This is a genomic window from Acinetobacter sp. GSS19 (genome assembly GCF_028621895.1).
Lineage (GTDB): Bacteria > Pseudomonadota > Gammaproteobacteria > Pseudomonadales > Moraxellaceae > Acinetobacter.
On sequence record NZ_CP117520.1, the window covers coordinates 834,408 to 847,332 of the forward strand.

Below are 12,925 nucleotides of genomic sequence, written 5' to 3' on the forward strand. Positions count from 1 at the left end.
TCTGCCATGTCAAATCATTCCGATCACATCGATGCTGATCACGAGCCGTCTAATGACAGCAATAACCTGATTAACCAGTTCTTTAGTGAACAGGGTACAGAAATCCCATCTGACTTTCGCAGTGGTTTCGTTGCGATTGTGGGACGTCCGAACGTAGGCAAGTCTACGTTAATGAACCACTTGTTGGGACAAAAACTTTCTATTACTTCACGTAAGCCTCAAACCACTCGACATAAAATTGTCGGGATTGATTCGCGTGAAAAGTCTCAGGCGGTATTTGTTGATACCCCAGGGATGCACAAAAAAGAAGTGCGTGCCATCAATAAAATGATGAACCGTGCAGCACACTCCGCACTGCGTGATGTCAATCTGGTTCTGTTTGTTGTGGATGCACAAAAGTGGACGCAGAATGATGAGCTGGTACTGGAAAAACTGCGTAATGCGGAAATGCCGGTGATTCTGGTCATTAACAAACTGGATACCCTTGAAAATAAAAATATGGCACTACCTTTGATCCAGGAACGTGCCAAGCTCATGAACTTCGCTGAGATCGTTCCGGTTTCTGCTTTGCGCGGTGCCAATCTCGAACATTTACGCGACACGATTGAGCGTTATTTGCCATTCCAGCCACCGTTGTATTCATTTGACCAGATTACAGATCGCTCAGAGCGTTTCCTTGCCTCAGAAATCATCCGTGAAAAGATCATGCGTCAATTGGGTGAAGAGCTGCCTTATGATTTAACGGTACAAATCGAATCGTTTAAAACTGAAGAGGCAGTGTTAAATGAAAAAACCGGTCGCATGAAAGCACCCTGTACCTATATTGACGCCACTATTTTTGTGGATCGTCCAGGTCAGAAAGCGATTGTCATTGGTGAGAAGGGCGCGAAACTGAAACGTATCGGGATGGATGCACGTGCGGACATGGAAAAAATGTTCGAGCAGAAAATCATGCTGACACTCTGGGTGAAAGTCAAAGGTGGCTGGTCGGATGACGAGCGTGCCTTGAAAAGTTTAGGTTATAGTGATATCTAAACCTTAACAGAGTGGTGATCACATGATTATATTCAAAATCATGACTGTGCTCAGTTGTGTGATGCTGTTGCAGGGATGTATTTATAAAGTGGTCACCGTTCCAGTCGGAATTGCCTATAAAACCACCAAAGGTGTAGTCAAAGGGACTGCAATCGTGGTGGGTGCTGTCATCCCTGACGGGGAGGATGACGATGGAAAAAACAAAGATGATGAAGATGCTCAGCAGGATGACTAAACGCAGATGATGCGCAATCAGAGCTTGCATGGTTATCTGATCCATTCCCGTAAATATCGTGAACGCAGTTACATTGTGCATCTGTTTACCCAGGAATATGGGCGAATCGATGGTGTACTCAGGCAGACACCTCCACCGCAATATCAACCTATCCGGGTACAAGCCAGTGGTAAAAGTGAGCTGAAGAACTTTAGCCAGCTGGAAACCATGCATCAGCCAGTTTTTTTTGCGGGTGATGCCTTTTTTGCCGGATTTTATCTGAATGAACTTCTACTGCGTTTGTGTCCTCTAGAAGAACCCATGCCGGAAACATTTGCGCAATATCATGTTGCGGTCTCTCAGCTGCAACAATTGTCTGCTCATATTCAACCGGATATTTTTTTACGTCAGATTCTGCGGCGTTTTGAGCATGTGCTGTTACAAGAGCTCGGATATGCACTCGATTTTCAATATGATGCGCAGCGGGAACTGATCCAGCCTGAACGGCATTATCAATTTCATCTGAGTGAAGGCTTTGTACCAGTTCATGCTCAGACACATGCTGCACTCTCGGGGCATTTAATCCAATCCATGCAAGATGCAGTATCTGAGCCGGAATTTAACGCGCAGCAGCTGCAATTATTGGGTAAACTTTACCGGCAAATGATCACGTCACTTTTAGGCGACCGGCCTCTTAAAAGTCGACAGTTGTGGATTCAACATCTTCCTACTCAATCGTAACTGAGGAAATTTTTATGGCTGCATTGCTTGGTGTAAACATTGACCATGTTGCTACGCTTAGACAAGCACGAGGCACTTGTTATCCGGATCCTGTACAGGCAGCACTGGTTTGTGAGCAGGCCGGTGCACAAGGAATTACCTTACACTTGCGTGAAGACCGTCGCCATATCCAGGATGATGATGTACGCCGTATGCGTCCCGTCTTGAAGACCCGTATGAATCTGGAATTGGCCGTGACGGATGAGATGGTGGCTTTTGCAAAAGAAATTCAGCCTCAGCATGTGTGTTTTGTACCAGAACGCCGCCAGGAAGTGACGACCGAAGGTGGTTTGGATGTTCTGACCCATTTCGAAAAAGTGCAAGCTGCAACACAGGCATTGACGGCAATCGGTTGTGATGTGTCTTTGTTTATTGATGCGGATCTTGCACAGATTGATGCTGCAGTTGCCTGTCGTGCACCAACGATTGAGATTCATACTGGTGCCTATGCTGATGCAGAAACACCGGAGGCACAACAGGCTGAGTTGCAGCGCATTATTCGTGGTGCTGAATACGCTGCGAGCAAAGGTCTAGTAGTGAATGCTGGACATGGTTTGAATCTGGACAATGTTGCACCGATTGCAGCGATTTCACAAATTCACGAATTAAATATTGGTCACTCCATTATTGCCGATGCGGTATTTGTCGGGCTGGAGCAGGCAGTTAAACGTATGAAAGCGGCGATTGAAGCGGTGAGATAATTTGATGTCCACGATTGATTATGATGAATTGATGCAGCCGGTGATCGCTTTTTTAGGCTGTGAAACACCAAAAGCCTGGCTGGATGAAGCCCTGAATAATCTGGATTTGTTGATGCAGGACCATGCCAACTGCGAGAAAAAAGCCGCAGGCACAGCGATGAATTTGATGTTCCGTTATAGCTTCTTTACCGATTTGCAGGTTAAATTGGCGCAACTGGTTCGTGAAGAAATGCTGCATTATGAGCAGGTTCTGGAATTCATGGCGAAACGCGGTCAGGAGTGGAAAGGTTTAAGTGCAGGACGTTATGCGGGTGGCTTGCGTAAAGAAATCCGCACCTATGAACCGGAAGCATTAATTGATGTGCTGATTATTGGTGCTTTTGTTGAAGCGCGTTCCTGTGAGCGTTTTTATGCCTTGGCACCCTTAGTGGATGAGGAGCTTGGACGCTATTATCGTTATTTGCTCAAGTCTGAATCACGTCATTATGAAGATTATCTGGCGCTTGCAATGGATGTCGCGAAGACGGCGAAACTAAAAAATCCGGAAGAGGATATTCAGCAACGTATCGCGCATATCCGTGAAGTGGAAAAGCAGTTGATCTTATCTGAAGATGATACGTTCCGTTTTCATAGTGGCGTACCCGCTCAGGCGGCATAAACGACAGAATCCTCTTAAAACTCAATCCTCTATTCACTAGGGGATTTTTTATATCTGTAAAAAAGACAGAAAATAAAAAAGCCCGCTTTAATGCTGCGGGCTTTCTTGAATTTGGCTCTCCCACCTGGGCTCGAACCAGGGACCTGCGGATTAACAGTCCGTCGCTCTACCGACTGAGCTATGGGAGAATCTGCATGCGATTATAAGCAGATTTTGCCTAGGGTCAAGTGATTCTGCATAGATTTCAGAAAATTGATGACTGTCTGATTCTTATTTAAACAAATGGGGCGAATTAGATTGAAAGCCTTGCCTGAAATGCACTGAAAGGCTAGATTAACTTGAATAAAGTGTTTGAATTTGATTCAAACCGTGTGGATTTAACCAACTTGCCAGCACTGAAATGGCTAAAATGGAGACAGCGTATGCAAACGCTTACGATTGCTGAAATCTTTTCTGATTTTTCTTTTTATCAAGATCATTATCTTTCGATTATCGCTCAGCCCGAGCAATATTTTACTCCAGTACAGGGAGCATTTATTCAAGTGTGGCCTGTGGGTAGACAGCCGTTGTATTTAGGTGATCTGTTACAGTTGTGGTTTTCCGAAAAGTGGCTGATCCAGTCACCTTGCCAATTATTACTTGAAGCCCGTAGCAATGGACGTAAACAGCCGCTACAGCGTGAAAAGGATCTGTACTTATATGAACTGAGTGGTAGTGCCTTATCTGGGCGTAATCACTGCAAAGTCTGGTCGCGTTCCGAGCAGAAAACCTTGTCCGTCTCTCTGGACAGCGTCTTTAAATATTATTGCCTGTATCGGGGCACGTCACGTCCAGAAGTTCCTGAGCGAAATTTGCGAGATGCGTTAAAGTCATCACTTTGATCACATCAGTCTATTGACTGTTTTCAGACCTATTGCTGCGGTAATCTTGCTAATGATCACCTGGCTCTGGATTTATAGATCTCATCCTTCGTTGGTTTTGATAACAGAAATTTTGATTTGCTAAATCGAAGATAAGTACTGGTATTTTATGTGCAATTTTGGATATGGTGCTAGATACGGGTTATTGAAAATGGACGTTCAAGCATGTTCTGGAAAATTGCACTGGCCATGCTCGCATTTGCTGCGAATTCAGTGCTGTGCCGCCTAGCCTTAGTCGGGCAGCATATCGATCCCATGAGTTTCACCAGCCTTCGGGTGAGCAGTGGAGCTGTGGTTTTAATGCTGCTATTTTTGAGCAGGTCGCATCGCCATAAAATTGAATGGAATTGGCTGCATGCTGTTTTCCTCGCGGTATATATGCTGGCGTTTTCGATTGCCTATCTGAAAATAGATGCAGGTGTGGGCGCTTTATTGTTGTTTGGAACAGTACAACTCAGCATGGTGCTTTATGCAGTCTGGCGAGGGGAGCGGGTCAGCCTGCCCCGTGGAATCGGATTGGTATTGGCCTTTGCCGGGATCGTGTTTTTGCTCTTGCCCGGTGCTCAGGCACCTGATTTGAAGTATTCCCTAGTGATGATTCTCTCTGGTTTAGCCTGGGGAGCCTATAGTGTTGTGGGACAACGTAATCAGGATCCACTGAGCAGTAGTCTGGCAAATTTCCTGCTTGCAGTACCCTTGGTGCTGATCAGTACTGTTTTATTGAATATGGACCGTTATTTTGACGTCCAGGGTATTGTGCTGGCTATCCTGTCGGGTGGTTTGGCATCGAGTGGTGCTTATGTGCTGTGGTATGCGATTGTGAAAAAAATTGACCGGGTGACAGCGAGCACTGTGCAGCTGAGTGTACCTTGTCTGGCGATTTTGGGTGGAACCTGGTTGATTGGAGAGTCAGTGAACCTCAGGATGATCGTGGCAACCCTGATGGTGTTATTGGGTATTTGGTTGGTGATTCTCACTCTTGCTAAGCCTACTCGGGTTTGATGAGAGAGGAGGGTATTGAAGCCGCAATAAAAAAACCGCCAACGAATGGCGGTTTTTTTAAAGCAATATGTATAAATTATTTTGCCGCTTTTTCTGCTTCGATTGAAGCAATCGCTGCGTCTACGCCTTCGATCGAATCAGCCGCTTTCTTGATACGAGCAAGCGCATCAACCAAAACTTCGTCAGCAGTTGCATAAGAAATACGCATAAATCCGCCTAGACCGAATGCATCACCAGGAACAACCGCAACACCCGTTTCTTCCAATAACCATTCAGAGAATTCTGTGCAAGATTTTAAACCTTTGGCACGGATTAATGGACGGATGTTGGCATAGGCATAGAAAGCACCATCTGCAGGTAAGCAAGAGATACCTTTGATGTCGTTCAAGCCATTGACAACCAAGTCATGACGGCGTTTGAAGGCTTCGATCATTGGTTGAAGTACGTCTTGTGGACCATTCAATGCCGCTTCAGCAGCCACTTGTGAGATCGAAGTCGGGTTCGAAGTCGATTGCGACTGGATTTTTTTCATCGCGCCAATCAGTTTTGCAGGGCCTGCTGCATAGCCGATACGCCAGCCAGTCATTGCATAGGCTTTAGATACACCATTTAACACGATGGTGCGGTCATAAAGATCTGGTGCAACAGTCGCGATGTTGTAGAACTCATCTTCCCAACGGATTGGTTCATACATGTCGTCAGAAGCGATGAGAACTTCTGGGTATTTACGAAGCACTTCAGCCAAAGCAAGAAGCTCTTCTTTGGTATAGATCATGCCTGTTGGGTTTGATGGGCTGTTTAATACCAAAAGACGTGTTTTATCGGTGATTGCTGCTTCCAATTGTGCAGGTGTGATTTTGAAGCGTTGTTCTTCACCACATTTTACGATTACTGGAACGCCTTCAGCGATGATCACCATATCTGGATAGCTTACCCAGTAAGGTGCAGGAATAATTACTTCGTCACCTTTGTTTAATAACGCAAGTGCCAAGTTAAAGAATGACTGTTTACCACCACAAGAAACCAAAATCTGGTTTGGTTGGTAGTCAAGGTTATTATCGCGTTTGAATTTTGCAATAATTGCTTTTTTTAAGCTTGGAGTACCATCGACAGCAGTGTATTTGGTGAAGCCTTTGTTAATCGCTTCAATTGCTGCATCTTTGATGTGTTGAGGCGTGTCAAAATCAGGTTCGCCTGCACCCAAACCAATTACGTTTTTACCTGCCGCTTTTAATTCAGCAGCTTTGTTAGTAACAGCAAGTGTTGGGGACGGTTTGATGGCATTTACACGATCAGAGAGACGTACGTCCACGGCGGTATTCCTTCTTATAGGGATAAAAAAATAAAAAGCAGATTATTTTAGCCTAAAAATGACAGCTTGTTGGGTGAATATCACAACAAATTAATAAAAAAACAGCAATTCCCAGCAGCTTTAGTCGAATGGACGGCACTGGATTCCTTTGAGTCACTGCTCGCAGCTCAAGGCAAAATCCCGTACAATACGCTGAAGCGTGTTAGAGTCAGTATTATGAGTACTTCGAATTCCCCAGCAAAGAAGCCATTAGTTAAGCTTCCTTTTCCGATCAAACAAGAACAGGAAGCCAATGCTGACAGTACTTTAGAAGACGTGCGTCCTAAACCTCAGCGCTATGCTGATCGAACCTGGATGCCTCCGCGTGGTACCCGTAGATCGATGGGTAAACGTTAATTAAAAAAATCGCAAGACAACCGCTTGCGATTTTTTTATGTCTGAGAGCTTAGCTTGATCATTCCTCTGCAGAGGCTTTAAGTCACGAGTCATAGCTTGAGCCGATCAAGTATTCAGATGACCAGTATTTTACCTACCATTAAAAATGCACCCCTTCGGGTGCATTCCTGTAAGTTAACAGTGTTCAACGATAAGCGGGATGTACAATTTCGCGCTGGCCTTGCCACAATTCAATAAATTCCTGCTCATCAAATTCATACAATTCCATCAGCGCGATAATAGTACCGACAAAGATCATCGGACCTTCTGAATTGTCCTGAAAATGAAAAATCTTGGATAAATGGTTCATGGTGTCACTGATTTCAAACTCACGACCACGTCCATAACGATCTTCAGGATACATCGGTTCTTGTAGAACCTGCAGAGTGATCTGTTTTTGTGCTTTAGTTAGACGGGTGTCCTCCAGCGCTTGTTCATAACTGCTATAGCCATAATTGGGATAGAAAATAATTTTGTCTTGTAAAAATGCCTTGACCCAATCCTGGCGTAGGGTTGGAAATAGCTGTTTGGCCTTTTGTTCCACATAGGGTTGAAAGGATTGCGGCAAAATGACGTTAGCACTGATCCCTTTAAAAAACGGAGCAATATCCTTGATTTGGTAACCGGCAATTCCACAGCCGATTGGGGTTAAAAAGTATTTCATTTTTGGATGATTTTTGGCATAGACCTTAAAATCTTCCACATAATGTTCAATTTGTGACAACGGCATTTGTTGCAAATGCTCATTTAACGTGGGGATCGCAAAACTTTGTCCTGCCCAGCCGCGACCCACACCCATCACTGCGCCAAAATATTTATGCGCTGTGCGTGCGGCTCCTCCAGCATGCTGGCCGGCAAGGTTACTGCCAAATACAAAAACGGTGTCTTCCGGTAAACTGGTGATGATGCTTTCATCATGATATTGGTAAGGCATGGCATTATATTTTTCATAGAGTTTCTTGCATGTTGCAATTGATTTGCATAAGGGTCAAGTGAAAACTATGTCGGCTTTTGATGCTTAAGATGGGGCGTGGGGTTCGGCTGGAAAAAGGATGGAGTTGTTGTTATTTCATGCAAGATAAAACTCTTTTTGACTTGGATTTTACTTCTATTATCTCCATATTGATTAACCTAATTTGATTCTGACTGATGGATGAGGAATAGATCAGTCATGCATCAGGATGAATCTCCATTGCAGAGGGCCGCAAAGCACGTGAACGACGCACAACCGTTTCAATTGGTGACCAGTTATCAGCCAGCAGGGGATCAGCCTCAGGCGATTGAAAAATTAGTCGATGGGATCGAGCAGGGTTACCGTAACCAGTTACTGCTTGGAGTGACAGGATCGGGTAAAACCTACACCATGGCCAATGTCATTGCACAATTACAACGTCCAACCATTGTCATGGCGCATAACAAAACCTTGGCCGCCCAGCTTTATGGTGAATTCAAAGCCTTTTTCCCGAACAATGCGGTCGAGTATTTTGTCAGTTATTATGACTATTACCAGCCGGAAGCTTATGTGCCATCGTCGGACACCTTTATTGAAAAAGATGCGGCGATCAATGATCACATTGACCAGATGCGTCTTTCGGCGACGCGTGCCTTGTTGGAGCGTCGTGATGCAATTATTGTTGCGTCTGTTTCAGCGATTTACGGTCTGGGTGATCCTGAAGCCTATATGAAAATGCTCCTGCATGTGGTGCAGGGAGATCGGATCAATCGTGATGAGCTGATTCGTCGTTTGGTCGAAATGCAATACACTCGCAATGAGCTGGAATTCCTGCGTGGTACTTATCGTATTCGTGGTGAAATTCTGGATGTTTTCCCGGCGGAATCAGATCAGTATGCGATCCGGATCGAACTGTTTGATGATGAAGTTGATTCCATTCGCTGGTTTGATCCGTTGACTGGGAAAATGTTGCGTAAAGTGCCACGGGTAACAATTTATCCGAAAAGTCACTATGTGACGCCTAAAGACCATTTGCAGAAAGCCATTGGCACGATTAAAGAAGAGCTGGCCGAACGTCTGGAATTTTTCCGAGCCAATGACAAACTGCTTGAAGCACAGCGCATTGAACAGCGTACCCGTTATGATCTGGAAATGATGCAGCAACTCGGCTACACCAACGGCATTGAAAACTACTCGCGCCATTTATCGGGTCGTCCGGCAGGTGAAGCACCACCGACCTTGTTTGATTATGTCCCGGAAGATGCCTTACTGATTATTGATGAGTCGCATGTGACCGTGCCGCAGATCGGTGCAATGTATAAAGGGGACCGTTCACGTAAAGAAAATCTGGTGAATTACGGTTTCCGTTTGCCGAGTGCATTGGATAACCGGCCGATGAAATTTGAAGAGTGGGAACGGATTGTCCCGACCACCATTTATGTCAGTGCGACACCGGCCAAGTATGAACTGGAAAAATCGGAACAGATCGTTGAGCAGGTCGTGCGTCCGACCGGTCTGATTGACCCTGAAATTGAAGTCCGCCCGGTACTGACCCAAGTAGATGATGTGCTGTCGGAAATCAACCTGCGTAAAAATCTGAATGAGCGGGTACTGGTCACCACCTTAACCAAACGAATGGCTGAAGATCTCACGGCCTATCTCAAGGAATATGGTATCAAGGTGGCGTACCTGCATTCGGATATTGATACTGTGGAGCGAGTTAAGATTATCCATGAATTGCGTACCGGGGTATTTGATGTGCTGGTCGGGATTAACCTGTTGCGTGAGGGGCTGGATATGCCGGAAGTTTCCCTCGTTGCCATTCTGGATGCTGATAAAGAAGGCTTCTTGCGTTCGGAACGCTCTCTGATTCAGACCATTGGTCGTGCTGCCCGTAACTTGAAAGGTAAGGCGATTTTATATGCGGATCGCATCACCGATTCGATGCAAAAAGCCATGGATGAAACCAGCCGCCGTCGTCAGAAGCAGATCGAGTTCAACCAGTTACATGGCATTATCCCCCGTAGTGCTGTGCGTCAGGTGATCAAAGAAATCGATACCGGTGAGGTGCTCAGTGATGAACAGATCGAGGATAAACTGACAGAACAGGCGTTGGCTTTAACTGCGGATGAACAACATCTGTTATCTGATCCAAAATTGCTGGCTAAGCATATGGCGAAACTGGAAAAAGAAATGCTGAAAGCCTCTAAAGAGCTGCAATTTGAACAGGCTGCGCGTTTGAGAGATGAAATCCTGCGCTTAAAAGCACAGATGTTGCAGTGAAAGGGGTGGGGTTCACGCAGCTTTCACAGTTGATGCGCTACATAATGCTACACACAATAGGTGATTTTCCATTAAGGTAACAGAATCAATGGAATCGGTAGCGCAAAATTTCAGGAGTATGGTGATGAAGATAAAGAAGTCGATCCCACAAGCTGGCTGGAAAATGACAAAACTTGCCGTGGGTGGCGTGCTATTGGCGGGATTGGCCATCGGAACACTAGCATATGCTAAACCTCAACCTTTAACTTCGGTGGAAAAGGTTGAGCTGGATAAATATCTGGGGGTTTGGTATGAGGTGGCACGTAAGCCCTTGTATTTCCAAAATCAGTGTGATCACAATGTCAGTGCAACCTATACTCTAAATGAAAATGGCAATATCAATGTAGATAACCGCTGCTATAAAAAAGATGGCAGTTTACAGCAGGCACTTGGGGAGGCCTTTATCAGTAATCCCCCTTTTAACAGTCAATTAAAGGTGAGCTTTTTACCGGAAGCGATTCGCTGGATTCCCGTGGCACGTGGCGACTATTGGATTTTAAAACTGGATGAGGATTATCAAACGGTGTTGGTCGGTGAACCGCAACGTAAATATCTCTGGGTCTTGTCGCGCAGCCAGCATCCAGATGAAGCCGTGGTGCAAGAATATCTGGATTATGCTAAGTCTGTAGGGTACAACCTGAATGATGTGATCCGGACCAAGCAAGTGAAAAAATAACTTTATTCAGTCTTCACACTTCAAAGAACCATGCTGATCAGCATGGTTTTGTTTTTTGGGATATGGATGAAGTTGTGTGACTCGATTCGTGCGGTCAAGCTTCTCTTTTAATGACGAGCTTGGTGGTATGCTTTTAAAACATAATTTTCCATCTTGAGTTTAAAATTTATTGAATGAAATCATGATTCAATCGATCAAACTCACGGTAATGAGGTCGATTTTATAACTCACTGAGCCCAAACTGTAAAATCACGCAAAAAATTGATGGTATTTTGTAAGGTTATAATGAATATTTAGGAAATTATCCGCTCCCTTCACAGCTTTTGATTCAATCTTCAGAATAATTCCATTACAATTGACGGGTTTTAAAATTCACGCCTAGATAGAATTAATTAGAGGACGTATCTGTGAGCAAAGACACTATCATCGCCCTACATGCAGAACACCAAGGTCGTTGGAAAAACCGTGAAGAAATCGCGGAACGTATGATTGCTTTGATCGGTCAGTTATACCGTGAAAAAAATATTGTGACTTCTGTTTACGGTCGTTCTTTAGTCAATCGTTCAGTCATCCAGATTTTGAAAGCTCACCGTCGTACCCGTATGATGGATGTGGAACTTTCAGTTGTTCACACTTTCCCAATTCTTGAGGCGTTGGCAAAAGTTGAAAACATCGGTTCTGCTGAAATCGATTTGGGTAAACTTGCAGTTGAATATAAAGAACAAGGCGGTGATGTAGACGCGTTTGTTGCAAAAGCGGTTGAATCGCTAAAAGGCAATGCGACTGCTGTTGAGCCTAAAGATGTCGTACTTTACGGTTTTGGCCGCATCGGTCGTATCTTGGCACGTTTGATCATTGGTCAATCTGGTTTGGGCCGTGGCTTAAGCTTGAAAGCGATTGTTGTTCGTAAAACTGCCGATGGCGATTTGGAAAAGCGTGCATCGCTGCTTCGTCGTGACTCGATCCATGGTCCATTTGCCGGCACGATTTCTGTTGATGAAGAAAATGAAGCCATCATTGCCAATGGTAACTTTATCAAAGTGATCTATGCATCTAACCCTGCAGAAGTTGATTACACCGCTTATGGTATCAACAATGCATTGGTGATCGACAACACTGGTAAATGGCGTGATGCTGAAGGTCTTGCGCAACACCTGAAATGCCCAGGCGCTGCACGTGTGATTTTGACTGCACCAGGCAAAGGTGAAATGAAAAACGTGGTGTATGGCGTAAATAATGCAGACATCCTTGATGAAGATACCATCATTTCTGCTGCAAGCTGTACCACCAATGCGATTACCCCAGTATTGAAAGTATTGGATGACAAATACAAAGTGATCAACGGTCACGTTGAAACTGTTCACTCATTCACCAATGACCAGAACCTGATCGATAATTACCACAAAGCGGACCGTCGTGGCCGTGCTGCGACCTTGAACATGGTCATCACTGAAACAGGTGCAGCGAAAGCAGTTGCGAAAGCACTTCCTGCCTTGAAAGGTAAATTGACAGGTAACTCTGTACGTGTTCCTACACCAAACGTTTCTCTTGCAATCTTGAATTTGACGCTTGAGAAAGACGTAGACCGTGAAGAAGTGAACGAATATATCCGTCAAATTTCGATCCACTCAAACCTACAAGGTCAAATCGGTTATACCAACTCAAGTGAAGTGGTATCTTCTGACTTTATCGGTTCGCGTACTGCGGGTGTATTCGATGCACAGGCAACGATTACTTCTGGCAACCGTTTAACTGCTTATGTTTGGTACGATAACGAAGTGGGTTATAGCTGCCAAGTATTGCGTATCGCTGAACAAATGGGCGGCGTAAGCTATCCAAAAGTTCCTGCTGAAACAAATGCATAATTTGTAATTCAGCGACAAAAAGCCCGGTTCCAACCGGGCTTTTTTATTTTTAT

13 protein-coding genes and 1 tRNA gene are annotated in these 12,925 nt (G+C 44.8%); 11 read left to right on the forward strand and 3 right to left on the reverse strand.

Going from position 1 to position 12,925, the window contains the following annotated elements; genetic code table 11:
* The first annotated feature begins 6 nt into the window (after positions 1-6).
* Genes era through PGW99_RS04065 form a run of 5 tightly spaced genes read left to right on the forward strand, consistent with a single transcriptional unit; the run spans position 7 to position 3,388 of the window.
* A complete protein-coding gene (gene era / locus PGW99_RS04045) occupies positions 7-1,035 on the forward strand; it encodes a GTPase Era (protein WP_273778862.1) in 1,029 nt (342 codons plus the stop codon).
* Positions 1,036-1,057: 22 nt separating this feature from the next.
* Positions 1,058-1,270, forward strand: a complete 213-nt coding sequence (locus PGW99_RS04050; RefSeq protein WP_273778864.1) for an NF038104 family lipoprotein — start codon at positions 1,058-1,060, stop codon at positions 1,268-1,270.
* A 6-nt stretch (positions 1,271-1,276) separates the two neighbouring features.
* On the forward strand, positions 1,277-1,990 hold the full coding sequence (gene recO, locus PGW99_RS04055; protein WP_273778865.1) for a DNA repair protein RecO: 714 nt from the start codon (positions 1,277-1,279) through the stop codon (positions 1,988-1,990).
* 14 nt (positions 1,991-2,004) lie between these two features.
* Positions 2,005-2,730 (forward strand): pyridoxine 5'-phosphate synthase, encoded by a 726-nt coding sequence (gene pdxJ / locus PGW99_RS04060; protein WP_273778866.1) that lies wholly within the window; start codon positions 2,005-2,007, stop codon positions 2,728-2,730.
* A 4-nt stretch (positions 2,731-2,734) separates the two neighbouring features.
* Complete coding sequence (locus PGW99_RS04065; RefSeq protein WP_273778867.1) at positions 2,735-3,388, forward strand: tRNA-(ms[2]io[6]A)-hydroxylase; 654 nt, start codon at positions 2,735-2,737, stop codon at positions 3,386-3,388.
* A gap of 112 nt (positions 3,389-3,500) precedes the next feature.
* Here PGW99_RS04065 and PGW99_RS04070 read toward each other — a convergent pair.
* A tRNA-Asn gene (locus PGW99_RS04070) sits at positions 3,501-3,576 on the reverse strand.
* A 234-nt stretch (positions 3,577-3,810) separates the two neighbouring features.
* Between PGW99_RS04070 and PGW99_RS04075 the strand changes: the two genes are divergently transcribed.
* Together PGW99_RS04075 and PGW99_RS04080 are read left to right on the forward strand one after the other, a co-directional pair.
* A complete protein-coding gene (locus PGW99_RS04075; RefSeq protein WP_273779426.1) occupies positions 3,811-4,269 on the forward strand; it encodes a hypothetical protein in 459 nt (152 codons plus the stop codon).
* Between the two features lie 204 nt (positions 4,270-4,473).
* A complete protein-coding gene (locus PGW99_RS04080) occupies positions 4,474-5,310 on the forward strand; it encodes a DMT family transporter (RefSeq protein ID WP_273778869.1) in 837 nt (278 codons plus the stop codon).
* Between the two features lie 76 nt (positions 5,311-5,386).
* Here PGW99_RS04080 and PGW99_RS04085 read toward each other — a convergent pair whose 3' ends face one another.
* Positions 5,387-6,622, reverse strand: coding sequence for a pyridoxal phosphate-dependent aminotransferase (locus tag PGW99_RS04085; protein WP_273778870.1), 1,236 nt, complete (start codon positions 6,620-6,622; stop codon positions 5,387-5,389).
* A gap of 216 nt (positions 6,623-6,838) precedes the next feature.
* Between PGW99_RS04085 and PGW99_RS04090 the strand changes: the two genes are divergently transcribed.
* Positions 6,839-7,018, forward strand: coding sequence for a hypothetical protein (locus PGW99_RS04090; protein WP_273778871.1), 180 nt, complete (start codon positions 6,839-6,841; stop codon positions 7,016-7,018).
* A 184-nt stretch (positions 7,019-7,202) separates the two neighbouring features.
* On the opposite strand, the gene PGW99_RS04095 is transcribed toward PGW99_RS04090, so the two are convergent.
* Positions 7,203-7,991 carry an A1S_2505 family phage non-structural protein gene (locus PGW99_RS04095; protein ID WP_273778872.1) on the reverse strand — a complete coding sequence of 263 codons (789 nt, stop codon included), beginning with the start codon at positions 7,989-7,991 and terminating at the stop codon, positions 7,203-7,205.
* 279 nt (positions 7,992-8,270) lie between these two features.
* On the opposite strand from PGW99_RS04095, the gene uvrB reads away from it, so the two are divergent.
* The 3 genes from uvrB to PGW99_RS04110 all read left to right on the forward strand — a co-directional run bounded on the left by uvrB (position 8,271) and on the right by PGW99_RS04110 (position 12,872).
* Positions 8,271-10,292 (forward strand): excinuclease ABC subunit UvrB, encoded by a 2,022-nt coding sequence (gene uvrB, locus PGW99_RS04100; protein ID WP_273778873.1) that lies wholly within the window; start codon positions 8,271-8,273, stop codon positions 10,290-10,292.
* A gap of 124 nt (positions 10,293-10,416) precedes the next feature.
* A complete protein-coding gene (locus PGW99_RS04105; protein ID WP_273778874.1) occupies positions 10,417-11,007 on the forward strand; it encodes a lipocalin family protein in 591 nt (196 codons plus the stop codon).
* Positions 11,008-11,414: 407 nt separating this feature from the next.
* Positions 11,415-12,872: a glyceraldehyde-3-phosphate dehydrogenase gene (locus PGW99_RS04110; protein ID WP_273778875.1), complete on the forward strand. Its 1,458-nt coding sequence runs from the start codon at positions 11,415-11,417 to the stop codon at positions 12,870-12,872.
* Positions 12,873-12,925 lie beyond the last annotated feature (53 nt).

Bases quoted from the DNA above. Each gene is read 5' to 3' on its own strand.
- era (WP_273778862.1), top strand. From the start codon at position 7: ATGTCAAATCATTCCGATCACATCGATGCTGATCACGAGCCGTCTAAT.
- PGW99_RS04050 (WP_273778864.1), top strand. From the start codon at position 1,058: ATGATTATATTCAAAATCATGACTGTGCTCAGTTGTGTGATGCTGTTG.
- recO (WP_273778865.1), top strand. From the start codon at position 1,277: ATGATGCGCAATCAGAGCTTGCATGGTTATCTGATCCATTCCCGTAAA.
- pdxJ (WP_273778866.1), top strand. From the start codon at position 2,005: ATGGCTGCATTGCTTGGTGTAAACATTGACCATGTTGCTACGCTTAGA.
- PGW99_RS04065 (WP_273778867.1), top strand. From the start codon at position 2,735: ATGTCCACGATTGATTATGATGAATTGATGCAGCCGGTGATCGCTTTT.
- PGW99_RS04075 (WP_273779426.1), top strand. From the start codon at position 3,811: ATGCAAACGCTTACGATTGCTGAAATCTTTTCTGATTTTTCTTTTTAT.
- PGW99_RS04080 (WP_273778869.1), top strand. From the start codon at position 4,474: ATGTTCTGGAAAATTGCACTGGCCATGCTCGCATTTGCTGCGAATTCA.
- PGW99_RS04090 (WP_273778871.1), top strand. From the start codon at position 6,839: ATGAGTACTTCGAATTCCCCAGCAAAGAAGCCATTAGTTAAGCTTCCT.
- PGW99_RS04095 (WP_273778872.1), bottom strand. From the start codon at position 7,991: ATGCCTTACCAATATCATGATGAAAGCATCATCACCAGTTTACCGGAA.
- PGW99_RS04105 (WP_273778874.1), top strand. From the start codon at position 10,417: ATGAAGATAAAGAAGTCGATCCCACAAGCTGGCTGGAAAATGACAAAA.